We start from the raw sequence: 25,519 nt of genomic DNA, 5'->3' as shown, positions 1-25,519 counted from the left end.
GATAGAACAGAAATAGCGCGATTTGACTAAATGATTTCGATCCGCCGGAATCGAAGAACCTGACCTGCGGAATCGTACTCGATACGAAAGACGCCTTCGCATTTTGACGATGGCGCGGTCTTCGTGTTTCCCGAGCTGCTGACGGTCGGAGACAGAGGCAAGGCTTTCAGGAGACTTGCCACGGCAGTAATATTATCGGCGGCTTTGGAATCGATGTCGGACTGCAGCCCGTCCAGCCGCCATCCTTCGTATAGAGTCGGCGTGGATTTAGCCGTACCCATGCCAGCGTTGGTCGTTATGGCGTATTCTTCGCTTTTGTCAGGAAGTGTAAACGTTTTGACGTCGCAACTGACGCGGCCTTCTTTATCTTTCGTTTCCTGCAGGGCTAGCAACACTTCGGGGCGCCAGTACCTGATGCCCGCCTGGTTCGGGCTTGTCACGGGACGGACATCGACCGAAGCGCAGGCACTTAAAAATAACGACGTAAAGCCAAGTAAAACAACATGACGCCGCATGTTACCCTCTCCCCCGAAAACTAGGGCAGAATATGGAGATACCGCAACTGGTGCAAGGCCAAATGGTTGCCGATCAAAAGTCCTACGGAATGGATCCTTCAAACCCGGCGGCCTTTAAGCCGGAATGAAACCGTAACCGCTGCTCGGTTGTAAAGGCCTGTTCGTCCGCCTTGCGAGCCAGTGTTTCTGCCCTCGAATATCTCACAGGCGCAAACATGTTCATTCGCACAATACCTCTCCAACCTTTGAGATGATTGAGTGCGGCGAGCTAATTATGCGTCTAAGTCATCATATAATATTTTAAATCGTGAAATAAATTATGGATAATCGATTTTTATAAAATCTATAATGAGAAAAAAGTATAGATATTGAGACGATTAGAAATTTGATATAAAATTGATCAAGAAAAAGCGATAATACGTTGTTACCGGAACATTCAATTATATTTAATGATTATTTATATGTACTAATAACGCCAATGCCCTATCCATTTTGGAAGGTGCAGTTCTTTTCCTGTGGCCGCTTCCCTCAGCGTTGGTTGACTCCGCGTTCCCGCGTTCCCGCGTTCCCGCGTTCCCGCGCTCCGCAGCCGGCAGCACACGCCGCCGCCGGCGCCCATCCTCAAGCACCCGAACGATGAGGTTGTGTTATTGCCTCTGCGTTAGACTGGCCGGAACATTTACCGTTGGCGTAGACGCCAAAGTTCCGAACGCGCACGCGCACTTCTGCGCCCCGATTCGACTTGTTGATATTTCGAGTGGGCTGTGAGAGCCTGCACCTGCGACTTCCGCTACAACTTGGAGTTACCCATGCGTCGGCCAAGGCAGTGGTGGTTGATGGGCGTGCCGCTCATGCTGGCCCTGACCACCGCCGCCGCTGCGCAGACGGACGCGTCCCTGCTGGCGCAAACCCAGGCGAGGTTCGCCACCCGCCTCGCGAGCGGCCAGTACATGAGAGGGGACTGTGCGCCCGTGACACTGGCGAACTGGACCGGTATCGATACGCTCAGGTGTCGATACACCGAGCTCGGCGCGTCGGCGGCCGTCACGCTGCTTCTGCCGGACGCCGCCCGCCTCGCGCGTTGGACGGTCACGGCCTGCAGGGATGCCCGTGCCTCCTCGATGGTCGCGTGCGCTCGTCACGTCGAGGCGAGGATCTGGAGAGCCTCAAACGCCCAGTTCGCCGTCTCCGGTTTCGTCATCGAGCCCAAGAGCGTCCTGGGCGGGAGCTCGCAGGAGCCCTACTGCTTCCTTTTCCGGGACGGGGTCACGATCCGCACGGCCACCGTCAGCTCGCGCGCTCCCATCGGGGGCGTTTGCGGGCCACCGGGCGCTGAGAGCGACGCCGCGACCCGGGCCTTCACGTATGCCCGGATCGCCTCGACAACGCGCGAGGAACTCGCGAAGGCTCCCGGTGCGCCGGCGTTGCGAGACCTTCAGGGGCTGGCGTTCCTGGACGCGGTTCGGACGGAGATGATCCAGGCCTGGGGCAACGAGCGCAATCGGCTGATCTCTGGCGCCGCCATTGCCGACAAGGAACGAGGCAGGTTCAACTGAAGGCGCGTCGACGCGTCCGGGGGCAGATTTCCATGATCCGCAGCGATGGCTTCAACGACGACATCCTCGCCGCGGGCGACCGGCTTTTCCGGGACCATGGAGGGCGCGGGTATGACATCGGCAGCTATTTCACCCACGACCTCGTCTACGGCGACGGAGAGGTGATCCCGGCGAACCACGTTCCGCTGACCATGTGCGTCGCCGCCGCGATGGAGGTGATCGTCGAGGCCATGCAGGGCTGGTACGGTACCAGCCGGGACAAGGCCCCGTTCACGAAGCTGCCGGCCGCCTCCTGGCGGAGCGGGACGCCTACCTCCATCCGCGCCCACGTCTTCATGTATGCCGGAACCGGGTCGAACGGCACGGCGCACGCTCTGGAGCGTTTCGGGATCGGGCGCGTCGTGCCGTTCGCGGACCTCCGTCCCGGCGACTTCATGAACTTCAATCGGGAATCGGGCAGCGGGCACGCCTGCGTCTTCCTCTCCTACCTGGACGAGAAGGGGGACGACCTGTCGTCGTTCTCCCCCAAGGTGGTCGGCTTCAAGTACTTCTCCGCCCAGGGCCGGAACTCGCCGGATGCGGGCCTCGGCTATCGCTGGGCCTTCTTCGCGGGGAAGGGTCCCGCGAGGCTCGACGGCGGGCGCCGGACGGATCGCGGCGTCATCCGGAGTTCGAGGCAATCGCTGCTTTGCTGCGGATACATGCTGCATCCGACCCGGTGGCCGGCGCGGGTCGGACTTGCCGACGCGCAGGTGCGCACGTCCGGCGAGCGAGGCCGCGACGGCGACGCCGAGTTGCCCCTGCCCGACCAGCGTCGCTTCGACGGGGCCACGTCCGGTGACGGGGAGGCTCCGCGCGGCAAGCGAGCCAGCGCGAAGCGTCGCCGCGGCCCGGCGCTCGCTTTCGAGGCAATGGCCGCCGATCGGGACGTTCGCGCCGAGCCGCTCGCCACCGGGCCGGCCGTTATCCAGGATTTCCTCCCGGTGGGTTTCCCGACGCGACCCGGTACGCGCATCCGCGCGACGAGCATCACGATCCACAACACCGACAACACGTCACCGGGCGCAGGCGCCAAGGCCCATAACCGCTACATACGCGGCGCAGATGCGGTCCGTCGGCAGGTATCCTGGCATTTCACCGTCGACGACCAGTCGATCTACCAGCACCTTCCCGTCAACGAGATGGGCTACCACGCCGGTCCGGCCAACGCCTCCAGCGTCGCCATCGAGATCTGCATGAACCCGGATATGGTCGAGGCGCTCGCCTACGATCGGGCGGCCCAGCTCTGCGCGGAGCTGACGACCCAGCTCGGGATCGCCGTGCCGGCCGGGCTGAAGCAGCATTTCGACTGGACGGGAAAGAACTGTCCCCGCGTCCTCCGTTCGGGCTCCGACCGCTGGAGGGAGTTCACGGAACTCGTGGCCGCCCACCGCAGGCGCATGGCCGTGCCCGCCCGCCCCGCCCGGGCAAGCGCCTCCGCAGGTTCGGGGATCGCAGCCGCGGCGCGCGACGACGTCATGCTCGAAATAGATCGCCACTTCGAGGCGCACGCCCTGGAGGCGGCCGCGACCGCGCAGGCGCGGCCGATCCCCGAGGCGGACCCTGTCCTGTTCGCCCGCTCCGCCGCCTTGACGAGATACTGGCCGCTGATCACGCGTCACCCGCAGGCGATGGAGGTGAACACGCTGCTGGCGAACGGCGGCGTTTCCGGGGCGAGGAGCGGACGCCGCTTCCTGGCTGATCGCGCCGGTGGCCGGTATCACGTCGGCCTCGATCTCTTCTGCTCGCAAGGCGACCCCGTCGTTGCGATCGAGGAGGGCAGGATCGTCAATTTCTACGATTTCTACGAGGGCACCAACGCGCTGCTCGTTGCCCATGAAGGCTATGTCGCGAACTACGGCGAGGTGGAGCCCCATTCGCTCAGGACACTCGGACTGGCCTTGGGCTCGAACGTGAGGGCCGGCCAGCAGATCGGGCTCGTGGGCCGCCTCGACATGCTGCACTTCGAGGCCTACGCGACGGGCGTGACGGCGAACAAGCGCTGGATGAAGGCCGATCCGAGACCGGCGCCGCTTCGAAACCCGTCGCAATTGCTGCTCGACCTGGCCGCGACGGCGATCCGTCTTGACCACGAACGGGTCGCCGTCGCGGCCGACTACCCCCAGTCCCCCCTCGCGACCGCCGCGCGGGCCGGCGATGCGCTTCAGCCCGAGGCCTTCGTCGAGATCGAGCCGAGCGAATGGCATCGCTTCGAGGGAGGACGCAGGGAATGGCTCTTCGACGCCCGCGGCATCGCGATCCGCGACGCCGGCGTCGTCTCCCGGCCGCGCTGGGAGGAAAGCCTCAGGACGATGCGATCGATCATGGACCTGATGGGCCGCGAGGTGCTCGACGCGAGCGCCAAGCATGGGCTGCCACCTGCCCTCGTGCTGACGACGATCGCCACGGAGAGCCACGTCCACGCAAGGCACGGCTTCACCGGACCGAGGAGCTTTCGCTGGGAACCGCACGTCGAGAACCGGGACGTGAACCCGCCCGACGACGGGGACTACTCTGCCGGACCCATGCAGACGCTGGCCACAACCGCGCGATGGGTCATCAGGGATCATGGGACCAGGTTCGGATTGGCCTACGATCCGTTCGTCGTGGCCCCGCATTATCGCGATCGGCCGATGCCCCCGCCGGCCGCCAACCCGCTCTATGGGTATCCCGCCAACATCGACATCGGCGCGGCCGAGATCCGCGTGAGGCTGAGGAAGACGGGTTTCGACCCGATCCTCGTCGCCGCCGCCTACAACTCCGGGGGCCTACGCTCGACCGACGCAAATCCCTGGGGGCTGAAGGTCACCGGCGACCATCTCGACCGGGCGGCCAAATGGTATGGCGACGCCTGCGCCCTGCTGATCGAGATGGGGGTCGTCTGAGGTAGGGGCGCCGCGTCTTCGCCAACTCGAGGCCCGACATTGCTGAGATAAGCGATCCGTCCCGGTAGCGGCGCGCGTCCGCGCATGCGCGGCTTACCATTTCTTCAATCTCGGCGCCCGCGCGCAACATCAAGGTGCGTCGCCCCGAGGCGCTGCTCAGGATACAGCATTGGTCCTGACAGCGCGCTCCGCAGGGCAAGCCGAACCGGCCGCAGGCAGCACCTCGTGCTGCCTGCGCACGCCGGCTCTCGATCGCCCAACGTCAGCTGGAAATTTCGCGTGCAGATTGCGTCGTTTCGCGCTTTACTGAGGCGAGGGCCAGACCAGTTACGGATCGTCCTAACACTCAGGACGCCGTTGCTTGTTCGGCAAAATAAGATTGCGGTCGAGACACGGTATGAAGCCCCGCTTAACTTGACTGAACTGAATCACAAGGAATGATCGAAATCGGCGAGAAGTCGCGAAGCAACCGTGTTTCACTCAATCCGGGAGGGGCGTATGAGCGAAGGGGACGAGCAACGACTTGAGGCTTTCGAGGCGCTGCGGGCGCATCAGGAAGAGGCGGACGACGCGATCGACCGCGCCAGTCCAAGAGAGGCTTTGCCGCATTCCGATCCGGAAATGTCTCCCCTGGCGACGGGGCCTCGGCTTGCTATTGTCGTCGGCCACACGCGGATCGCGGCGGGTGCGGTCGCGGGACCTCCGATCAACATGTCGGAGTATCCTTGGAACAAGGACCTCGCCCAGCGGATCGCGGCCATCTGCCAGGCCTCGGGCATCGCGAGCCGCACGTTCTTCCGGGACGGCATCGGCATCGCGGGCGCCTATGCGCAGGTGAACGACTGGCGCGCCGACGCCGTCTGCGAACTTCACTTCAACGCGTCCGGCGGAGCCGGTCACGGCACGGAAACGCTTTATGGGCTGGTCCCCCGGGCGGAGGCCTTTGCGCGCGTCATGCAGCGCTCCATGCTGGATGCGCTTGGCTTGCGTGACCGGGGCATCCTGCTCAGGCGCCCCGGCGAACGCGGCGGGGAGAGCGTCAACGCGCCGAGGATGCCCGGCGTCCTGATCGAGCCCTTCTTCGGCGACAACCGTGCGGACGCCGAGCGCGGGGCCGAACGCAAGGATGCCCTGGCGCAAGCGGTCGTCGCGGCATTCCAGCGATTCGTTGCCGTCCCCGTGGGTTGACATCGGAAAACCGCCAACGCCGGTCCGGTACTGGAGTTTGAGCCATGCGCAAGCGCGTCATTGCCCATTTCATGCATGAGGGGGAGCGGAACGAGGCCGAGCGCATCCTCTCGCGACCAGTCGTCACCGAGGGCTTCGTTATAGGCGAAGCGGACGACAACCAGATAGTCGAGCTACGGACGCAGGGGTTGATCGTCCAGCCCATCGATGCGGAGTCGCGTAGTGAACCGGAGACCCCTGGCCTCGGGACCCGCGTCCAAGGGCGCCCCCGATCGACAGTCTTCTCGGACCGCACCTTCGCGCCATCCCGCGAAATCGATTTCTCCAAGCCCAATGTCTTTCTGATCGAGATCCCCGGACCATTCCTGGAGGAATACCGGCAGCAGCTCGGTGGGATCGAGGTCGAACTGTTGGAGGCGCAAGGCAACGGCTTCTACACGGCGCGGCTCCAGCCGGAGCAGGTAAAGTCCGTTCGATCGCTGCCGTTCGTCGCCCAAGCGATTATGTACGACGGCATGCAGACGGTCCCGACCAAGGACACCCAGGCGGACATGCTGGCACCGCCGCCCCCGTTTATGCCGTCGGAGGTGCGCATGCTCACCTTCGACTTGCTCCTGCACCGAACCGACGATGTTCCGGAGGTGATCGATTGGCTGGATGAGCATAAGGTTGCTATCGCCGGTTCAGCAGAGCGGAAGATCCGCTTCTACGCGCTTGAGAACTCCCCGCTGCTGGGCGAGATCGCAGCCCTGGTCGGCGTGGCTCGGCTGGAGGAATTCCACCCGCCGAAACTATGGAATGACCATGCCCGCCGACTGATCGGTCTGGCCGGTCAGGGCGGCGCGGTTCGGATGCCGTACGACGGTAGCGGGGAGATCGTGGGCATTGCCGACACCGGCATTGACGATACGCACCCGGACTTCGTCGGGCGCCTAAAGCACGTGATTGCACGCGGTCGGTCTACGGCGGACGATCCCAACGGGCACGGCACCCACGTCGCGGGTTCCTGTTCCGGCGACGGCCAAGCGTCCAGTGGTGCCCTGTGCGGGACGGCACCGCGCGCCGAGATCGTGTTCCAGTCCCTGCTCGACTCTAGGGGCGGCCTGGGCGGCCTGCCAATCCACCTCGCTGACCTGTTCGAAGAAGCCTATCAACTCGGCGCCCGCGTCCACAATAACAGCTGGGGGGCGAGTACCGCATCGACGTATACGATCAGTTCGAGCGAGGTCGACGAGTTCGCCGCGAAGCGCCCCGACATGCTCGTGGTCTTCGCCGCGGGCAACGAAGGCCAGGCTGCAGGCCGGCTCAACGCCGAGGTCGGCTTCGTCGACTGGTTGTCGATCGGAGCGCCTGGAACCGCCAAGAATGCGCTCACCGTCGGAGCAAGCCGAAGCGACCGAACGGCAGGCGGCTACAGCGCAATGACCTGGGGAAATGTATGGGGACGGGATTTCCCCGACCCGCCGATCGCGCAGGAACGCATCTCAGGCAACCCGGAATGCCTCGCCGCGTTCTCAAGTCGCGGTCCCTCAGACGACCGCCGCATTAAGCCAGATGTCGTGGCGCCCGGCACCGACATTCTGTCATGCCGATCGGCTAAGGCTCCTCTGAACGCATTCTGGGGAGCCTACCAGGCGAACCCTCGCTACGCATTCATGGGCGGGACCAGCATGGCCGCACCGCTGGTGGCGGGTTGTGCAGCGGCAACGCGCCAGTTCTACAGGGAGGCTCACGAGCACGGTTCCTCATCGGCGCTGGTGCGCGCAACGATCGTTAATGGGACCCGGCGCCTGTCTGGAGCGGACGCCAACGCGAGTAACCTTCCCGGCGTGCTCCATCCTGCCAACTTCGACCAGGGCTTCGGTTGCGTGGATATGCCGTCAACGATCCCCCACCCGACCGCCCCGACATTCGCGCTGTCGTTCGTCGACACCCTTGGAGAAGGAAAGGGTCGCTTCACACGGACAGGCGAGCGGCGTCGCTACGCCCTCGAAGTCAAGTCTGGCCAGCGCCAACTGCGCATCTGCCTAGCCTACACCGACGCGCCCGGCCGCGGCCTTCAAAATAATCTGAACCTGTTCGTCGAGTCGCCGGATCGCCGCAAATTCATCGGCAACGATCGAATGCGCCACTCGATCGGGCTTCCGGATGTGGACAACAACGTGGAGATCGTGAGGGTCGACGATCCGAAGCCCGGCACTTGGCTCTTCCAGATTGTTGCCACTAACCTGCTCAAGCAGCCCCAAGACTTCGCCTTGGTCGTCACTGGCGACCTCGATTCGGAACTCGCCCCGACATGACGACGGGAACCCCGCAGATGTCCGCTTCCGACGAGGCGCCGACCCCGATCACGTTTCGGGAACTCGAAGAGAAGCTCGCGGACCCGACCATCCCCGACGTCGAGCTCCGGCGCTATTTCATCGGCGATCGCAGGCGTTCCCGACCTTTCGCACCGGTTCTCCAGATCGATCGCGACAAGGTCGTGCTAGAACCCATCGACGAGTTCCGGGTACAGGGCGCGTTCGCGATGAACTGGGCCAATGGCGTCTCCCGGCTCAGGCGGCAGTTGAGGTTCGATAGGCGGCGCGCGTTCGGGGAGAAGCTTCCGCTGGTGACGGCGGAAGGCGACTCGTGGTTCGAGTTCCCGATCATGCTGTCGGACGTCGTGGACCAGGTCGACGACCGCTATCTCGTCTGGTCCGTCGCCGCCGCCGGTGACACGGTTCAGAACATGCTCGCGACCGAACGGGAGTACCTGGAGGCGATCCGTCGCAACGCAGTGCCGAAGATATTCATGTTCTCGGGCGCCGGCAACGACATAGTCGGCTCGGATCCGGACGGTCGGTCCGTCATCGAGAAGGTCGTTCGCCGCTTCGAGCCGGGTCGTCCCGCAAGCTGGTACGTCTCCACGGACGCCTTCAACGAACGCCTGGCCGCCGTCGAGCGCAACTATCGCCAGCTTTTCGAGACGGTCGGGCGTGAGTTCGGCGACAGGATTTCGGTCGTGTGCCACGGCTACGATCGGGCGATTCCGGCGCTCGCCCAGGACGATCCCAGGGATCCGCTTTGGGCGAATCGGGACGAATGGCTGGCGGGTCCCCTCGGGCGCCTGGGCATCGCCGATGCAGTGCTGCAGAGGGAGATCGTCGCGCGGATGATCGATCGCCTCAACGAGATGCAGAAGCATCTTTGCGGCGGCAACAACGACGGAGGCGTGTTCCGACATGCCTATCATGCGGACATTCGAGGCGCCCTGCCCAACGTCGACGACTGGGCGGATGAGCTCCACCCCACCGATGCGGGTTTCGCGAAGGTCGCGGCCCGGTTCGCCCCAATCCTGTCCGCGCTCGTTTGAACGGGGGGGCAGATGTGCGTCAACTGCCGCGAGGAGCGATTGGGGAACGACCTCCGAGAGGGTCTCGCCTGGGTGGGCGATGGCTGCGAAAGGTCGCCTACTCCGTCGATGCGGGGGAGGCCATCACCGAGGGCTGCATCGTCCTGGGGACCGAACAGGAGGTCGAGGAGATTTCGCGTTACGTGGACCGGACTCGTGACGTGCTGGGTTCCGCGATCGCGAAGCGATTTCTGAGGATAAATGGCATGGAGAAGCTGTTGTATGGCTTGAAGTCTTAGAGCAAGGTGGAGAGGCAGTTTTGGATGGTTTCGATCGTCGGATCTATTATCTGGATTGTATATGTCCTAATTTTGGGAGATAGTCTTTCTTTCTCCAAAGCAGTATGACGACCATGAACCGAATTTTACCGTTCAGCGGTACGAGAATTTCGATGATTTCAATCCGAGAGCGCTGCATAGGCGTCTCTTGTGGTCGCCGCTCGTTTACCTTCTGGATTTTCGCCGTGGTGTTCGTCGCCAAGCTGGCAAGCGAGCTTGGACGAGCCGGCATCATCTGATGGTCAGTCCGTTCGTTCCTGAAAAGCAAGCTTGGAGCGCGATAGACGCTTACGCGGCCCCGGAAATGGCGGTCAGCGGGCTTTTTGCCGCCTAGTGGCATTGTGGCTTGCCATACGGGCTAGAGACGCTGAGACTGAACGGCGCGCTTTCAATCGTGACGCCGGGGAACGGATGATAGGGGCTTTTCGTGCGCTTAATTCTCGCCGGTCTTTGCGCCGCAAGTTTCGTTTTGTCGGCAGTGCCAGCGATGGCCGAAGAGGGGCGGTATCTTTTCAATGTCGTTAAGACAGACCCGTACCGCAGCGCCTTCAATCGGATGATTGCCGCGCTGCGCAAGACCGAGCCTTGGCTCGACAACGGTGTGACCGCGCCCTCAGTGACAGTTGTCGCGCGTGGCCTTCGGTTCGAAGTGTTTTCGATATGCCAGCCACATAATTGCAGTGACAACCATATGCAGGTTCTATTCAGCCCCGACAGCACCCGGGCTTATGGAGTGTTGATGACGCCAAACGGGGCTCGCGTCTTCGGTGGGCCAAATGCAGCCCAACTCCAGGCGCTCGCCAGCGCGTTTTAGGGATACCGCGACAATTGGGTTGGCGGTCGCAAACATGGTCGCAAGATACCACGGGGTGTCCTCCGAAAGGATGTTGCGGGCCCGTGATTGAGCGATGAGATTCTACCCGCTCCGGCATCATTGGGGTGACCTAGGGGATAGTTTCATTAGCTCGGAAAAATCATCCGCGAATATCCGCTTGTCCACCGCGCGAACCTGATCGGGAAAGCAGTGATTCTGAAAGCCCGTTATGTCATAATCGATATACTTAGATACCTTATTTCGGAAATATTCTAGAAGTCCCGTCTGCTTCATGACTTGGGATGAAATTTCAAATTCGGCGATAGACATGATCGTACACGGAAGGTCATCCAATATCTTAGGATTGATTTGTGCTTCAGTGAGTCGAGCTAGAATTCGTGTTTTCAGTGCGGCGATAGTGTCTGGTAAAATTATCCACCAGTTCTCAAGCGTTATAATCAACGGAAATATCGGTTTGCCATCCGGAATCCAATGTGTTTTACCGTCTAGGGCATCGATTATATTGTTGTAATGCTGGACGATATATTTCGCCATGTTGTCCAGATCCTCGCCAAGAGCGGCCGGGGCGGTCATGAACTTCGCATCATGTCTCAATCGTTTAGTCTTGCATTCGATAAATATCGTCGCAGAAGCGTCCGATAGGCGCCAGTCTACCCCGTCCTTCCGGTTCTTGCCGTCGTAATACTCTCGCTCCGCATCTATTATATACGAATTATCGCTGAATATAGCATGCAGCACCTCCCCGACATATGTTTCAAAGGAGGCGCCGTAAGCATTCCCGATGTCCTGCGCTCCTGCAATATCGTAGAAAAGTGACTCTGACACTCGACGCAATAGGTAGTCTGGAATAGGGCATATGACCCGCTCGGGATGGGTCGCGTCAAATCGAATTAGTGGGGTAACTTGCAGCGGATTGAATGCATATCGCCAACTCGCGTCATATGATTGAAGTGATTTTATCTGTTGCCTTAGTGGAGCGATATCGACGGATATTCTCTGATAAAATGCCGCAGACGATTCCTTTGATATGCCGAGACGAGTATAATCCTGCGCCGTAGACATGCCGTATTCCCGGAGGAAATGTCCCGCTATCGCTAAGCCTAGCTTATACTGCTGCGAGACCGGCAAACCTGTTTCGCGCTCGACAATGGCATCCATCGCCTCGTTTCCGAATATTCGACGATACCTGTGGAAGCTGCGGCTACTAGGGGGGTGTTGCCAAGGAAATTGACTGTGCAGTAGAGGATGAAGGTCACGAAAAACGGTCTGCTCGAAGCCGTACAACCTAGTCGATGAATCCTCGATGTCGCGAATGAAATTTATGGATGTATGGATATCAGGCCATCGCATAATTGATGACCCCTGAGAATTGAGAATGCACTCTCTTGCTAGGAGCGCTAAGTCCCATTTATGTATAAAATTCGCTACAGGAAGAGCTACGCCCATGCTGTTTGTAATTTGTGCACCAGTTGGCAACGGAAGTTTTGCACTTAAGTGCTGGTAGTAGTTCCATATAAGCGGCATGCTCGACTCTAGCGAGAACTTTCGTAGGAAGTTTCGGAATGGTTTGTAATGCAGGTACATTGACCACTTTCTTGACCAGCCGAGTCGCGTGTTATCCTTGCATAGACGGCACGAATTCCGCGACCACAACGTGGCTTCCGTCTGACGATGCACCCCACCCAGAGTCCGCTCGGCGCCCCACAATTGGCGGTCGGCGGGCTATCTGACAGCCTTGATTGCCACGGGGGATCACGCGGCCCTCACGGCTCGGTTGCGTCGGCGGCAGGGGGCGGGTCGACCTTGAAAATAGCCGTTATGATGACCTTGTCCCATAGCAGCAGCGCCCAATAATGCACCCCGCTATCGAACGCCACGTACCAATATGCAAACACCCCTTGATGATTGCCCTTGCTCTCGGCTGGGTGCTTGAGCATTTCCTTGTAATGATCCGGTGGGTCGTTGCCGGGCGGAATTACGAACACCGTCATTGATGTCGACGGATCGATAACAGTTTCGGTCTCGCAAAAGTACAGCCCCCTCACGATCTTGGAGACGACCCGTTCAAAGCGATCAAGATCGTAATCAAGCGCCACTTTGTCGGGCGGCAAATAAACGTCCCCGACCCGTTCTTTGGCCTGCGACAAAACGAGGTTCACCAGAGGTCGGTTCTTGCCCGCTCTGTATTCGGTGACGGCTTTTCGCCAAATGGCATCGCCAGCCTCGGTACCTGGGGCGAAGGGGATGAGGCAATGCACGAAGTATTCTTCGTCTAGCTTGAACGAGTCATTGCAGGCCAGATGCACCTTTCTCGTCACGAAGTTTATAGCGTACTTGCGCCGTATCGATGCGGGTAGGATTTGATCCGGCGGAATGTGATCTCGGTTAGTGGGGCGGTCCCCCAGCGGCTCACCGCAAATGTAGCAAGTCGTTATGGGCGCAGGTTTAGGCCGCTTCGCCAGATCGTGGTGCTTGCCATAGCGCGTGCCGATTTTTCCCGTCATGACGTGCCTAGTTGGCCGACCTAGGGCGATTGGCCCGCGTATCGACCATGCCCGTAAAAATGAACTTAAAGAGTTCGGCGGCTTTCTTGCGTGCTTCGCTATCGGAGTAACTCAGGCGAAGTGCGTTCAAATATTCGTTGTGAAAATTAGCAGCCTGATCGTTGCACGTAATTAGTAGGGAGTTTAGGAATTCTTGCTTCGTTATATTGGCATTATAAAGTCTCAGACCTTCGCCCTTGCCGCATTCCATGAGTTGCGTTTGGGCGATCTCCACAAGCTCCGCCCACTGCTCTTTGGTTTCGGCAGAAGCGGGCGGCGGATTAAACGCGAGCACGCTAAGGGCGACCACTAGGCAGGCGATGTTCCGTCGAAACCATTTGGTTCGCATATGGTCCCTGCCGCCATTTGATGTCGTATGGGAACGGTACCATGAGCCGGGCAGGGCAACGAGAGCCAGGTCATCGATTGCGGGCTATCCGCCGCCACTCCATCGCGTGCCTTTCGCTGCGGATCGGGCCTGACGCCTTGTGCTTTACGCAGTAGCCGCAGCGCATGCGCTTAAGGATGGCGCTAAAGGGCTATCTACGGGCAGCTTGGCGCGTGCGGCCAACGATGCTGGCGGTTCTCGCAAACAACCCCGTACAGGGTATGCCCGGCCCGTATTGTATGCCCGTGGATGCGAATGTTCGCATTTTGTTCTAGTGAGAATTAGCGGTCAATGTGGCTCGGCTACGGGCTCCATCGTTTCCATATTAAAGCTGTCAGATGCCGATGCCCCTTGGTCCCATACAGACATAGATGGTAGCCTGATCTTGATGCGGATATCAGCACATGGGCCGGCGCATCCCGCACGGCGTCGCTTCAAGGTGAGATAAAATGCGCGGAGACCCTTCTACCCCTGAAAATCAAGGAAGATACGTAAAGTTCGCTTGGTTTAATTTGAAGGGTCTACCGACCGTCGGAACGACTGACTATGAGCCCAAACAGGGTGGCGCGTTCCGCATGTATGGGGAAGGCCAATTTGTAGGAGAGTACCTAGAGGCGTTTCCTGTAGTCAAAAAAAGACGAAAACTCGATCCGTTTAAGCGGTGTGTATATTGCGGTCGTGATAGAGATACTGATGGAGCTGCCATTAAGCTGTCTAGCGAGCACGTTATTCCTGAATTTCTTGGTGCTGGTCTCGAGTTGCCAGATTCTTCGTGTCCCGATTGCCAACATGTTACTGCAGTTTACGAAAGTTCTATCGCGACAGAAATGTTTGATCCTATACGCAAGGCGTTCTCGATATCAGGTAAAAAGGGGGTGATAGAGAGAAACGTGTTTCCTGTCGATCTTGGAACCGTAAAGACCGAAGAGGAATTTTTTTCGACTGTTCACCATCCGACTATTCTGGTGATGCCGTTTTTATTCCCTGCTCCGGTGTTCAGTAATACTCCTATAAACGTTGATAAACCTTTTAATTTTAGACTGTACAATATTAATGCGAAACGAGATGTGCTTGAAAAGTACGCAGTGGAAAGTTTTTCGACACAATCTGTGGATATGGTACGTTTTTCCCAGATGATTGCTAAGATAGCGCACGTATATGCGATGCATCATTTTAGAAGTGATCCCTTCATCCCGACCGTGGCGGATTTTGTGCGGACCGATTATGCTCCGGAGACACCTGTAACAGGGCATTTCAATCATGTCGGGTGCTTATGGAAGCAGCAGACGCCTGCATCAACGAACCTTCATGAGATTGAGGTCGGTAAAATAAGTTGGAATGGCGAAGTATTTCATGCAGCTCGTGTTTGCCTCTTCGCGAGTCTTGGGATGCCATCGTACTATGTTGCAGTTGGGCTGCCCATAGCTGCACAAGTTGATGCGGAAGATGTTGCTGCGGCATGAGGATGACTATCGAATTACATCGAGATTTGATCTTTTAAACGGGAGTTTTTCCATCGAGAATTGGCCGATGTTCTCATTGCCTCTGGTCAGGGGAGGGCATGGAATGTGGGTGTAATCTGACCGGCGGCGGCCATCAGCCCGGGTCAGTTCTCAGTGGGAATCCAGGGTCAAATCTCGACGGAAATGAACAGGCGGCCGAAAACGCCCCAGTTGCTACCATAAGCGCTCGCTCCGCGATGACATGTTTTCTGCCCCTCGTTAATCGGCTAGCATTCGTCGGTGTTGGTCGGATTTCTCTGTGCCAGCCCCCAATTTGTGCCCAGAGAGAACCGTTAAGGCGTGAGCTACATTGAGGTCGAAGAGGGTCGCGCGCTTTACGCGGAAGTGACGGTCGAGCAGCCAGTCGTTGTTGTCGAGGGCGTCGAAGAGCCGAAGCTGCCCCTTCGGGTGGGTGGCACCTTCATGATTAAAGATGGCGACATTCGTCTCAGCCTCGTGCGCTTCGATGAGTTTTTCCACGTCGCCGACGAGACACACCTGATCGCGCGAACAGAGAAGAACTGGACGGCATCGCTCTATGACCTTGTTCCCGGTGGGAGTGGTCAGCTTGGCCACACCGACCTAACCACCTACCATCAAACGATTCTCGTCAACACCGCACTTGTTGGCTGGGAACCCTGGCTTCCCGAGTATCGGACGAGACGGACGGTCTTTCGCGTGCCGGGTGCGGATTACTTAATGCGCCACCGTTCTACGTTTGATGGTATGGCGAACAACAAGTTTGGTGCTGAACAGGATCACATGGCGGTGGATGCCACCGTCATGGGCGGGCGCGTTCGCATCTACTACAATGCATCTGGTTCAATGGACAGTGACTATGCCAAGGAGGTCTGGCCTGTCGTTGAGTTGGAGTTTGACGAGTTGCAGCCGCTTCAGGAGATGCGCCGTCGGGTCATTACCTTTCTGCGCTTCTTATCAAGCCTATCCTTGAATGTCTTCACAGCGGGCGAGCAAATCGTGTCGCACCTGTCGCATGATGAGTGGATCAAGGAGGCCCACGAGGGCAACAACCCTCCAGACTTCTCGGTCTATTACTACGAGGGCCGCAAGCGAGCGCCCGTAACGGATGCTCGACTTCATGGCTCTTACGCGCTTCTGCACGATGATGACGAGAGGACAGCCTTCGTAGATTGTCTTGTTGAATGGTTCGCGCGCAATGACAGGTGGGAGGGTGCAGCGTCCGCAATGATGGACGCGTTCTCTCTTGATGATGTCATGTCTCCCAATCGTCTGCTCAACGCTACCAAGTGGATCGAGAGCACGCCTGGAGCCGCTGCAAAGCAAGCAATGGAGGAGAGACATGTGGTCGCGCTCGCCAGCCTGCTCTCCCGCCACGCCATCAGGCTGGGTTATGAAAAGCTGCTGGGGAGGCTTAAGAACTCTCTGAGGCGTATAGCCGAGGAGCAGAATGCGGACAGATTCGTGAGGCTCGTGGCGGAGTTGAAGGCCACGTTTGGCGACAAGGTAGTGGGGGATGACCTCGCGGCCTGGGTTGCCGAGGCGTTCACCCTACGCGGCAAGGCCGCCCATCGTCCGATCATCAGCCAGACCGACGAGGAGTATGAGCTGTTCGCCAAGGCGGTCTACGCGGCCGAGTGCTTTGCCTACCTCATGCTCATCCGTGAACTCCCAATGTGTGAGCGTGGAAGGAAGAGGGCGACGTCAAGCGCGATGGTGGAATACTACAGGTTGGAAATCAAAGGCATCTGGCCTAAGGACATGAAGGTCAAGGGTAGGGGGAAGTGTCTTGCTACATAGATCGCGGCAAGATCTTCTACGTTCTCCCGTTGATCACTCCCTCTAAATTAAATAACGGGCGATAAGACGAAGATTATTTAATTGCAGGAAAACCTCAACCGATGCTCTAACGCAGCGCGAAAATAGGGGGCGCCGAATGTGGCAGGCTGACGCGTAATGAGAATGAAAGACAGCCTGGAGCCAGTTACCGCCGATATTGCCCTCCGCCCGATCCGGCTCGGCTTTCTCGTCGATCCCCGCGACATCGCATCGATTCGGAGCGTGATGCGCATGGCGACAACAATGTGGGGCGGTGTGATGTGTCCCATCATCCCCATCATGAAACGGCTTCCAGCCGCGTGGTCGAGTAATCCGCTGTCGGCGCAGCCGCAGCAGATCAGCCGGGGCTACATCCGTTTCTTCGAGCCGGATTTGCTCGTGCAGACCAAATCGGGACAGCTTGATGCGATTGGCGTCAGTGAAGAGCCGAGATGGTCAGCCCACAAACGTTTCTACAATTTCGATGATCTCATTCGTGAGGATCATGGGATGGCGGCAGACCTCAATGTCGGAACCAATATATCCCATATCTACCGCCAACTCTTCACCGACGAATTTCAGTTCCAGAAGCGGACTGATCCGGAAATCCTGCACTTCTCGAAAGGTTCAACGAAAGACACCGCATTTTTCGAAGCCGCGTTTGGCTATTTCCCGGCCGACGAGCGGCTTGCCTATATCGAGGAAAACTACCGGCAGGCATTCGTCGCCAAACTGAAGCCGCCGTCGTTTGACACGTGGCTGGAGCTTGCCGAGGGGATGGCGGGGTATCCGCTATTCTACACAGTGCGTGGTGCCGAAATCCGTCATGCGGACCAGTCTGATCCGTCGATTTTCATCTTTGATCCGACCAGCGGGACTGACCTCATCGATTTCTGGAATTTTCGCCTGTTCACGCGCGATGTGATTCCAGTGAATGTGAATTGGCTGGAGCAGTCTCGCGACTTCATTCTGCGCGATATCCGGAACAATCACCGGCTGCTGCCGACGAATCCGAACGGAGTGATGATTCGCACCGCGATCCATGTCGCGCGGTCTCTAGACATGGAGGCGGTGCTTATGCGCCTCGATCTATCCACCGCGGGCTTACCGGAACATAGTGTCAGCGTTCAGGGGTGGTATCAGGATATATGGCGGGAGTCTGAGGCGGATGAACCGATCTGGCGTTCAGGCGCAAGCACCATTTCACTTAAGTCGCGCCAAGTGCAGCTCACGCCCAGCGGCAAAGACTCGATCACGCTGCAATTCCCGGTGCAGGCACCGGATTTCGAGGTGACCGCGAGGGGCAACGGTGCGAGTTTCGTCAATGTAGTTAAGGTTCGGCAGTATCGTGCAGACAAGCGGATTGCCGAAGCTCTGCCCGCTGCCACATTCGGTTGCAGGGACAGTTATCCCGTGCGCAGCATGGGCGATCAGTTCGTCTCGCGAGAAGGCTATGTCACCTTCCATCGCTATGCTCACGATGATTCCGACCTTCATCTTGCCTCTCCCAAACAGGCAATCCAATCGTGGCTTAAGGCACGCGACATCGTCGCCGTGCCGTCTGATGCCGGACGTGTAGCCGAGCAGGTCATCGCCTCGGTCGGCGGACTGAACGGGTCGCGCGTATTCGGCGAGAAGACGATCATCGAGCTGCTCAATCGTATGGCGCGCAGCCGCACGGAGTGGGCAGATGGCTCTGCCGATGAGTATTCCGACAAGACCGCCGCGGTGCAGGATTGGGCTAAGGTGCTCGGCCCCGTCCAAAAGAAGATCTTCGGAAAGTGGAAAACACTCGATCGTCTTGTCGCGGATGGCCTGCTCCAGCTCGGCTTGGCGCCTCGCTGCCCGCACTGCACGCAGGAGAACTGGTACAGCCTGGACGATGTAGGAACGCAGCTTTCGTGCGCACGCTGCATCCAACCATTCCCCTTTCCCCAGGGCAATCCTGACCCAAAACTATTCAAATACCGGGTTGTTGGCCCGTTTGCCACGCCCGGCTATGCTAGGGGTGGTTACGCGGTTGCGCTGACTCTGCGGTTCATTGAACACGAGCTGGGAGGCATGAACGAGTTTACCTACGAAACGGGACTTGAGCTGACCCATGCCGGGGGCAAAAGCGAAACCGACTTTTTCGGTTGGTACGGAAAGGACCGGGTGGCAAAGGCAGCGCGCGATCCCATCACCATCGTCGGGGAATGCAAAAGCTTCGCGAGCGAGTCGTTCCGACCCAAGGATATGGCGCGCCTTCGCGAACTGGCGACCTTGCTTCCGGGTTCTTATTTGGTGGCGGCATGCCTTAAGGACGAGCTCTCCCCAGCAGAAATCAAAGGACTGCGGGCCGTAGCGAAATGGGGATGGACGCAAGTTCGACCGAGTCCGCTGATCGTGCTGACCGGGATCGAGCTCTTTGGCGATGGACCGTTCTCACATGATTGGAAAGAGGCGGGTGGCGCACGCGCCGCCTACCTGAAAGCCAACCAGCATATTTTCGACTTCACCACATTGGCGGATGCCACCCAGCAGGCGATCTTAGGAATGAGTTCGGATGAGGTGGCAGCGGTGCGCTACAAGCGATCGCGCGCGTTGGCGGTAAAACGCGCACGCGCTCAAAAGGAAATCTAGATCAGGCGCGACCGCTTGCAGGATACCCAGAAACTGGCTGCTAAGACCGGATTCGGGGCGCGTTGCTGAACACGGCCTCGCCATGTTCAGCGAGGCCGCGCGGGTCAGATTTCCGTTGTCTCGGCAAGCGTAAGCGCATCATCGATATCGACACCGAGGTATCGAACGGTGTTTTCGATTTTGGTGTGTCCAAGCAAAATCTGAATAGCTCGGAGATTGCCGGTAGCTTTGTAGATCAGGGCGGCCTTGGTACGGCGGAGCGAATGCGTTCCGTATTCCTCGGGGCGTAGTCCAATCGCCGTAACCCATTCATCGACCAACCGCGCGTACTGTCGAGTGCTGAGGTGCCCTTCTTGGTTGACCCGGCTCGGGAACGCGTAGTCGTCGATACTGCCACCACGGCGTTCGAGCCACGCGAGCAGACTTGCCCTCGTGTCTGCGGTGATCTCGAATTGGACGGGCCGGCCGGTCTTCTGCTGGACCACCATTGATCGGGCCCGTATTGCCGAGCCGGAAACAAGCGATCCGATCTTCATCTTGACGAGGTCGCAACCGCGAAGCTTGCTGTCGATCGCGAGGTCGAACAATGCCCGGTCCCGCATCCGCGCTTCGCGATCGAGGAAAAACCGGATCAACCAGATTTGCTTCACTTTGAGCGCGCGCTTGGCGCCGACCTGCTTGCCTGCATTCCAGGCTAGCCGACCTTTGGCGGCTGGGTCGTACTTTGAGATACCCACGTCATTTCTCCTTTTGGCCACCATGGCCAATAGAGAAATAGGAAGGGGCAGGTGGCAGACCGTCCGCTATTGGGTGCTTCAAGCGAGAAGTGGACATATCGCCGATGAATGTCGAGGGCAGGAACTGACTGATCTGAGACATTGGCGAAGTCCGTTTCCGGGAACACAGACATGCGTCAGCGCTCAACAGTCGTTTCGGAACCGACCCATCTTAAACAGTCACGCGCCCCCCGTCCTCTGCTTGGCTGTCGGCATCAGCTCACGAAGCGGGCGATCTGGGCGGCGAGCGCGTCCATGTCGCGCTCGCGCAGTGCGAACATCCAGTAGGGAAGGGGGATGGCAAGGCTTCCGATGCGCTCCAGCCGGCCGGCCTCGATGTGGGCGCTTGCCGCCCGCTCGGGTAGGATCGCAAGATGGCGCCCGCCCTTCAGCTGCGAGATGACCGCCATGCTGGAGGTCAGCCGCAGCTTCGGGTTGAGAAGCAGGGCGGGGTCGAGTCGCTGCGCCGTCAGCCCGGCGGTGATCGTCGGCGTCAGGTCGCTCTGTTCCCACACCAGCGGGGCGTAATCGGCCAGTTCGCGCCAGCCGGCCTCCGCCGGGAGGCGGCGGGCGAGGGTCGGGTGGGCGCAGACGATCAGCGTGTCGGCGAAGACGCGGGCGAGGCGGAACTGCGGGTGGCTTGGCATCACATTGGTGATGCCGACATCGGCGCTGCCGCGCATCACCAGCGCGGTGACGTCGTCGCCCCCGGCGCGCAGCAGGCGCAGGGACGGAAAGTCCTCGCCGCCGGCCGCCGCCATCTCCGGCATCCAGTGGTCATAGGCATGACCGGTGCAGGCGGCGATGGCGAAGGCGTCGAGCGGGCGCCGGCTCTCGATGCGCAGTATGGTGAGATCCACATCGCGCAGGATGCGCTCCGCCTCGCTCAGCAGCACCTGCCCCGCCTCGGTGAGCACCAGCCGTCGCCCCGTCCGGTCGAACAGGGCGACCTCGTGCTTTTCCTCCAGCTTCTTGATGCAGACGCTGACCGCCGACTGGGTGATGCCGAGCCGCTCGGCGGCATGGGTGAAGCTGCCGTAATGCGCCGCCTCCAGAAAGATCTTCATCTGCTCGAAGGTCACGCCAGATCTCCGGTCACGCCCGTCTTCCTCGCCGGCTGCGCTGTGCCGGACCGCCCGCCCCGGGTATGGCGGCCGCGTTCAAATTCGGCCCACACGGTCGACGCCGGTGCTGCCAAATCGATCAGCCCGGCGCGACACGATGAGCCCGGCTCATCTTCCCCAGCAGGAACGATGATGTCGACGCCGAGCTATTAATAGTATTCCGCGCACATGAACTGAATATATGATCCGCCCTATTATGCACCTAAGATAATCAACTCACTGACTATTATCGGTCATGTCAGCCTAAATTGACGGCATTTCATTATTTCTAGGCCCGTCTCGCTTTCTTGGCGCGCCGCTTGCCATTCCAGGGGCACAGCTCAGCAGCCGCGAGGGGAGCGGACGGACGAGGTTCGTCGCCCCCACCGCGCCGGGCGCGCGCGTCGCAGGGAAATGGGTGAGTGGACACATGGAAATCGGCATCTGGCTTCCGGTCTATGGCGGATGGCTGCGCTCGCGGGACGCGCCCACCGGGCCGGACGTGGCCGCCTGCCTCGCCATCGCGCAGCAGGCCGAGGCGCTGGGCTTCGATTTTCTCTACGCCTCGGAGAACCTGCTCAACTGCATCCACGGCCCGCGCGAAAGCGTCGCCGATGCCTGGACCATCCTCGCCGCCATCGCCGCCGTCACCCACAAGGTCGGTCTGTGCGGCGCGGTGAAGCCGGGCTTCCGCTCGCCCTTTCTGGTCGCCCGCATGCTGGACACCCTCACCCGCATCTCCGAGCGGCGGCTCGGCATGAACATCGTCTGCGGCTGGTGGCGGGAGGAATTCGATCTCTCGGGCGTCGACTGGCTCGACCATGATGGCCGCTATGACCGGGCCGCCGAGTTCCTGCGCTCGCTGCACGGGCTGTTCAACCCGCCCGCCGAGGCCAACGTCGCCGGCGGGACGGCGGAGGCCGGGATCGGCGAGCCGCCCAATTACGGGCTCGACCCCGCCGCCCTGCCGGAAGTGTGGATCGCCGGCCATTCCGATCGCGCCATCCGCATGGCGGCGGAGTGGGGGCACTGCCTGTTTCTCAACGGCATGGGCGACGACGACCTCAAGCGGCACATCGACAATGCCCGCCAGGAGGCCAATCGCTGGGGCCGCGAGCTGCTGATCGCCGCCAATGCCTATGTCATCGCCACCGACACGACGGAACAGGCGCGGCAGCGGTGGAAATCGGTGGTGGCGCGCCGCAACCCGGACACCATCGCCTTCTTCCGCGAGGTGATCGGCGCTTCGGGCGCGGCCGCCTGGGCCGCGCTCAGCGAGGACCAGATGGTCGATTCCAATGCCGGCTTTGAACTTGGGCTGATCGGCTCGTTCGAGGATATCCGCCAGCGCATTCCCCGGCTGGAAGCGCTCGGGGTCAACCGCATCGTCTGCCAGTTCGACGACCCGATGCGCGATGCCGGGCCGTTCATGAAGCACGTCATCCGCCCGCTCCGGACGTCACGGCCGCTTGAAATCGCCCTGAAATAAATTTTTATATAAAATCTATAGATAATACCTACAATCAGATGAGGCTGCCCGTGTCCCTTGCTTCGCCCCACCCAAGCGTCGTCGCCCGACCTGCCCTCGCTTGCGGTGCGCCGGCGCCGCTGCGCGCCGGGGGGAGCGGACGATGACGGAACATCCCCACGACATCACCCGGGGCTTCAAGGATGTCTTCAGCCGGCTCGCTTCCGGCGTCTGCGTCGTCTCGTTCTGGCGCGGCGAGAGCGTGCACGGATTCACCGCGACCTCCGTGACCTCGGTGTCGCTCGCGCCGCTGCGGGTGCTGTTCTGCCTGTCGCGCGGCAGCGACAGCCATGCCTGGCTACGGCCGGGGCTGCCGGTCGGCATCTCGGTGCTGCATGCCGAGCAGCAGATCCTGTCCGAGCGCTTCGCCCGCCGCGTCGGCGAGGGCGAGGGCTATGGCGACGTCCCCCTGTCCCCGGCCATCCGCCACGCCCCGGTGCTCGAAGGCGCCATCGGACAGATCGCGGCCAGCGTGGCGCAGATCATCCCTTCGGGCGACCACTCCATCGTGCTGTGCGACGTCACCGACGCGCAAGCATCCAGCGATGGCGAACCGCTTCTCTACTGCAAGAGAAACTACCACCGCCTTCACCACAGCCTCTAAACCTGCGGAGAATATCGCAATGGACAAATCACTATTTGCGTCTATGCCGAGTCTCACGCCGACGCTCGGCTTCGCCTCGATGATCGGGCTGGGGCTGTTCTCGCTGGCGCTTTCCTATGCGGTGAAAATGCTGCTCGTGCGCAACACGCACGACTTCATCATCGCCGACCGGCGCGTCGGCTTCGGCTTCGGCGTCGCCTCCGTCATCTCGGTCTGGACCTGGGCCATGGCGGTGATGATGAGCTCGGCCATGACCTTCCAGTGGGGCCTGTCCGGCCTGTTCTGGTTCGTGGTGCCGAACGGCCTCGCGGTTATGGCGATGATCCCGTTCGCGCGGGTGCTGCGCAAGAACATGCCCGAGGGCTACACCATCTCGGAGTTCATCCAGTACCGCTTCTCCAAGTCCAAGGTGGCCACCGGCATCGTCACCCTGACGATGATCTTCGGCATCATTCTTGAGATCCTGATCAACCTGAAGGGTACCTCGCTGGTCGTCTCCACCGTGTTCGGCATCGACTGGCGGGTGGCGACCGTGGTCGGCATCGTCTGCGTGCTCACCTATTCCTATTTCGGCGGTCTGTGGACCAGCGTGATGACCGGCACGCTCAACACGCTGATGATCACCGTGCCGGCGGCGATCGTCGTCGCGGCGGTGTTCGCCACTGTTCCCGGCGGCGCCGATGCGGTGTTCGGCGCGGTCAACACCGCCGGGCCGGAATATCTCTCGGTGCTGCGTCCCGAGGCGGCGGCGGGCTTTGGCATCACCCTCGCCTTCGGCCTGCTGGCGGCCACCGTCTCCGACCAGACCTTCTGGCAGAAGGTGTGGGCGATCAAGAGCCGGGATGTCGGCCGCACCTTCCTGTGGGCCGGCGCGCTGTTCTACCCGATCCCGATCTGCCTCGGCATGCTCGGCCTCGTCGGCATCGCCTATGGCCTGACGCCGGCCGATTTCGGCGGCGACATCGCGGCGGTGGGACCCTACATCGTCTCCCATATCGGGCTGCCGCTCACCCTTGTCCTGCTCTATGTGCTGGTCATTCTCGCCGCCTGCTACTCCACCATTGACGGCGCCTCCTCGGCCCTGTCCTCGATCGTCGCGGTGGACATCGTGAAGCGCTATTTCCCCAGCATCTCGGAGCGCCTGCTGTTCCCGATCACCAAGGTCTCGGTGCTGCTGGGCGGCCTTGTCGCCACCATCATCGTGCTGTCGGGCGTCGACTTCACCACGCTGGTGCTTACCACCTACGCCCTGAAGACCTCGATCCTGCTGCCGCTCGTCTTCGCCATTCTCTGGCCGCGGACCAACACGCTCGGCTTTGTCGGCGGCATCGTCGCCTCCATCGCGATCGGCATGCCGATCTACGAGTTCGTCGGCGAGCTGGCGGGCACGCTCTCCATCGTCGCCATTGGCGGCCTCACCGTGGTCGTGTTCGGCGTGCTGGGCGGCAAGGATTTCGACGTCACCGGCCTGCGCCGCGTGCGCGACGAAATCGCCAGCCCGGTTCCGAGCGCCGAGTGAGACAGGCCGCGCCGCTGCGCCGGAACGCCGCGCGGCGGCTGTCACCCAACCCCTAGGAAGGATCGAACATGTACACGCTCATTGTCGTCCTCGGCATCGTGGCGACTCTCCTGTTCCTCGCCGGCTTTTCGCGCGGCGTGCGCAACGCGGTTCTCGAATACAGGCGCGGCAAGCCGGAGCCGACCGAGGTCCCGGACTATAACTATGTCGGTGTGGCCGCCGTCTCGGTCGTGCTGTCGGCGGGTTTCATCGCGCTCGCCGGCGTAGCCCCGATGTGGATCTATGCCGGGCCGCTTTTGGTGCTCGGCACCGCCGCCGGCATCGGGATTGCCTTCTTCGTCGAGCGCCCGAGCGTCTGACGCCGGGCACCCGCCCTCCGACAATTACGCATGGCCGTCACCCCACGGCCATGCCCGTTTCATGACCTTCCAGGCGCGAGGCCCGACC

General features: G+C 60.5%; 19 protein-coding genes. 13 read left to right on the top strand and 6 right to left on the bottom strand.

The features are described from left to right. Positions 1-26: 26 nt before the first annotated feature. Complete coding sequence (locus tag OU996_RS02030) at positions 27-515, bottom strand: hypothetical protein (protein ID WP_267584014.1); 489 nt, start codon at positions 513-515, stop codon at positions 27-29. An 851-nt stretch (positions 516-1,366) separates the two neighbouring features. On the opposite strand from OU996_RS02030, the gene OU996_RS02025 reads away from it, so the two are divergent. From OU996_RS02025 to OU996_RS02000, 6 genes are all read left to right on the top strand, one after another. Next, positions 1,367-2,071 carry a hypothetical protein gene (locus OU996_RS02025; protein WP_267584013.1) on the top strand — a complete coding sequence of 235 codons (705 nt, stop codon included), beginning with the start codon at positions 1,367-1,369 and terminating at the stop codon, positions 2,069-2,071. Between the two features lie 32 nt (positions 2,072-2,103). Beyond that, positions 2,104-4,995: an N-acetylmuramoyl-L-alanine amidase gene (locus tag OU996_RS02020; RefSeq protein WP_267584012.1), complete on the top strand. Its 2,892-nt coding sequence runs from the start codon at positions 2,104-2,106 to the stop codon at positions 4,993-4,995. A gap of 498 nt (positions 4,996-5,493) precedes the next feature. Continuing rightward, positions 5,494-6,183 carry an N-acetylmuramoyl-L-alanine amidase gene (locus tag OU996_RS02015; RefSeq protein WP_267584011.1) on the top strand — a complete coding sequence of 230 codons (690 nt, stop codon included), beginning with the start codon at positions 5,494-5,496 and terminating at the stop codon, positions 6,181-6,183. A 44-nt stretch (positions 6,184-6,227) separates the two neighbouring features. After that, the gene (locus tag OU996_RS02010; protein WP_267584010.1) at positions 6,228-8,483 is read left to right on the top strand and encodes a S8 family serine peptidase; all 2,256 of its coding nucleotides are present in this window, start codon (positions 6,228-6,230) and stop codon (positions 8,481-8,483) included. Between the two features lie 17 nt (positions 8,484-8,500). Then, the gene (locus OU996_RS02005) at positions 8,501-9,538 is read left to right on the top strand and encodes a hypothetical protein (protein ID WP_267584009.1); all 1,038 of its coding nucleotides are present in this window, start codon (positions 8,501-8,503) and stop codon (positions 9,536-9,538) included. A 744-nt stretch (positions 9,539-10,282) separates the two neighbouring features. Beyond that, positions 10,283-10,669 (top strand): Ivy family c-type lysozyme inhibitor, encoded by a 387-nt coding sequence (locus tag OU996_RS02000; RefSeq protein WP_267584008.1) that lies wholly within the window; start codon positions 10,283-10,285, stop codon positions 10,667-10,669. A gap of 117 nt (positions 10,670-10,786) precedes the next feature. Here the strand turns inward: OU996_RS02000 and OU996_RS01995 are convergent, their stop codons facing one another. The 3 genes from OU996_RS01995 to OU996_RS01985 form a co-directional block, all read right to left on the bottom strand. Then, complete coding sequence (locus OU996_RS01995) at positions 10,787-11,848, bottom strand: hypothetical protein (RefSeq protein WP_267584007.1); 1,062 nt, start codon at positions 11,846-11,848, stop codon at positions 10,787-10,789. Positions 11,849-12,453: 605 nt separating this feature from the next. Next, positions 12,454-13,194, bottom strand: a complete 741-nt coding sequence (locus OU996_RS01990; RefSeq protein WP_267584006.1) for a hypothetical protein — start codon at positions 13,192-13,194, stop codon at positions 12,454-12,456. 7 nt (positions 13,195-13,201) lie between these two features. Further along, positions 13,202-13,582, bottom strand: a complete 381-nt coding sequence (locus OU996_RS01985) for a hypothetical protein (protein ID WP_267584005.1) — start codon at positions 13,580-13,582, stop codon at positions 13,202-13,204. Between the two features lie 488 nt (positions 13,583-14,070). Here OU996_RS01985 and OU996_RS01980 point away from each other — a divergent pair, with 488 nt between their 5' ends. The 3 genes from OU996_RS01980 to OU996_RS01970 all read left to right on the top strand — a co-directional run bounded on the left by OU996_RS01980 (position 14,071) and on the right by OU996_RS01970 (position 19,542). Continuing rightward, a complete protein-coding gene (locus tag OU996_RS01980; protein WP_267584004.1) occupies positions 14,071-15,084 on the top strand; it encodes a hypothetical protein in 1,014 nt (337 codons plus the stop codon). A gap of 339 nt (positions 15,085-15,423) precedes the next feature. Next, on the top strand, positions 15,424-16,902 hold the full coding sequence (locus tag OU996_RS01975) for a hypothetical protein (RefSeq protein WP_267584003.1): 1,479 nt from the start codon (positions 15,424-15,426) through the stop codon (positions 16,900-16,902). Positions 16,903-17,064: 162 nt separating this feature from the next. Continuing rightward, positions 17,065-19,542 (top strand): hypothetical protein, encoded by a 2,478-nt coding sequence (locus tag OU996_RS01970; protein ID WP_267584002.1) that lies wholly within the window; start codon positions 17,065-17,067, stop codon positions 19,540-19,542. Positions 19,543-19,646: 104 nt separating this feature from the next. On the opposite strand, the gene OU996_RS01965 is transcribed toward OU996_RS01970, so the two are convergent. Together OU996_RS01965 and OU996_RS01960 are read right to left on the bottom strand one after the other, a co-directional pair. Then, positions 19,647-20,279 (bottom strand): tyrosine-type recombinase/integrase, encoded by a 633-nt coding sequence (locus tag OU996_RS01965; protein ID WP_267584001.1) that lies wholly within the window; start codon positions 20,277-20,279, stop codon positions 19,647-19,649. A gap of 254 nt (positions 20,280-20,533) precedes the next feature. Continuing rightward, positions 20,534-21,400: a LysR family transcriptional regulator gene (locus OU996_RS01960; protein ID WP_267584000.1), complete on the bottom strand. Its 867-nt coding sequence runs from the start codon at positions 21,398-21,400 to the stop codon at positions 20,534-20,536. Between the two features lie 451 nt (positions 21,401-21,851). On the opposite strand from OU996_RS01960, the gene OU996_RS01955 reads away from it, so the two are divergent. The 4 genes from OU996_RS01955 (at position 21,852) to OU996_RS01940 (ending at position 25,431) form a co-directional block, all read left to right on the top strand. Next, complete coding sequence (locus tag OU996_RS01955) at positions 21,852-22,910, top strand: LLM class flavin-dependent oxidoreductase (RefSeq protein ID WP_267583999.1); 1,059 nt, start codon at positions 21,852-21,854, stop codon at positions 22,908-22,910. Between the two features lie 142 nt (positions 22,911-23,052). Beyond that, positions 23,053-23,553: a flavin reductase family protein gene (locus OU996_RS01950; protein ID WP_267583998.1), complete on the top strand. Its 501-nt coding sequence runs from the start codon at positions 23,053-23,055 to the stop codon at positions 23,551-23,553. Positions 23,554-23,596: 43 nt separating this feature from the next. Next, on the top strand, positions 23,597-25,072 hold the full coding sequence (locus tag OU996_RS01945; protein ID WP_267583997.1) for a sodium:solute symporter family transporter: 1,476 nt from the start codon (positions 23,597-23,599) through the stop codon (positions 25,070-25,072). Positions 25,073-25,140: 68 nt separating this feature from the next. Further along, complete coding sequence (locus OU996_RS01940) at positions 25,141-25,431, top strand: hypothetical protein (protein WP_267583996.1); 291 nt, start codon at positions 25,141-25,143, stop codon at positions 25,429-25,431. The last annotated feature ends 88 nt before the right edge of the window (positions 25,432-25,519 follow it).

Source organism: Ancylobacter sp. SL191 (assembly GCF_026625645.1).
GTDB lineage: Bacteria > Pseudomonadota > Alphaproteobacteria > Rhizobiales > Xanthobacteraceae > Ancylobacter.
Note: the sequence above shows the minus strand (reverse complement) of the source record. Positions and strands in the feature narration are given on the sequence as shown.

Excerpts from the sequence above, each read along its gene's own strand:
- OU996_RS02030 (WP_267584014.1), bottom strand. The coding sequence starts at position 515 with ATGCGGCGTCATGTTGTTTTACTTGGCTTTACGTCGTTATTTTTAAGT.
- OU996_RS02025 (WP_267584013.1), top strand. The coding sequence starts at position 1,367 with ATGCTGGCCCTGACCACCGCCGCCGCTGCGCAGACGGACGCGTCCCTG.
- OU996_RS02020 (WP_267584012.1), top strand. The coding sequence starts at position 2,104 with ATGATCCGCAGCGATGGCTTCAACGACGACATCCTCGCCGCGGGCGAC.
- OU996_RS02015 (WP_267584011.1), top strand. The coding sequence starts at position 5,494 with ATGAGCGAAGGGGACGAGCAACGACTTGAGGCTTTCGAGGCGCTGCGG.
- OU996_RS02010 (WP_267584010.1), top strand. The coding sequence starts at position 6,228 with ATGCGCAAGCGCGTCATTGCCCATTTCATGCATGAGGGGGAGCGGAAC.
- OU996_RS02005 (WP_267584009.1), top strand. The coding sequence starts at position 8,501 with ATGTCCGCTTCCGACGAGGCGCCGACCCCGATCACGTTTCGGGAACTC.
- OU996_RS01995 (WP_267584007.1), bottom strand. The coding sequence starts at position 11,848 with ATGGATGCCATTGTCGAGCGCGAAACAGGTTTGCCGGTCTCGCAGCAG.
- OU996_RS01990 (WP_267584006.1), bottom strand. The coding sequence starts at position 13,194 with ATGACGGGAAAAATCGGCACGCGCTATGGCAAGCACCACGATCTGGCG.
- OU996_RS01985 (WP_267584005.1), bottom strand. The coding sequence starts at position 13,582 with ATGCGAACCAAATGGTTTCGACGGAACATCGCCTGCCTAGTGGTCGCC.
- OU996_RS01980 (WP_267584004.1), top strand. The coding sequence starts at position 14,071 with ATGCGCGGAGACCCTTCTACCCCTGAAAATCAAGGAAGATACGTAAAG.
- OU996_RS01970 (WP_267584002.1), top strand. The coding sequence starts at position 17,065 with ATGAAAGACAGCCTGGAGCCAGTTACCGCCGATATTGCCCTCCGCCCG.
- OU996_RS01955 (WP_267583999.1), top strand. The coding sequence starts at position 21,852 with ATGGAAATCGGCATCTGGCTTCCGGTCTATGGCGGATGGCTGCGCTCG.
- OU996_RS01950 (WP_267583998.1), top strand. The coding sequence starts at position 23,053 with ATGACGGAACATCCCCACGACATCACCCGGGGCTTCAAGGATGTCTTC.
- OU996_RS01945 (WP_267583997.1), top strand. The coding sequence starts at position 23,597 with ATGCCGAGTCTCACGCCGACGCTCGGCTTCGCCTCGATGATCGGGCTG.
- OU996_RS01940 (WP_267583996.1), top strand. The coding sequence starts at position 25,141 with ATGTACACGCTCATTGTCGTCCTCGGCATCGTGGCGACTCTCCTGTTC.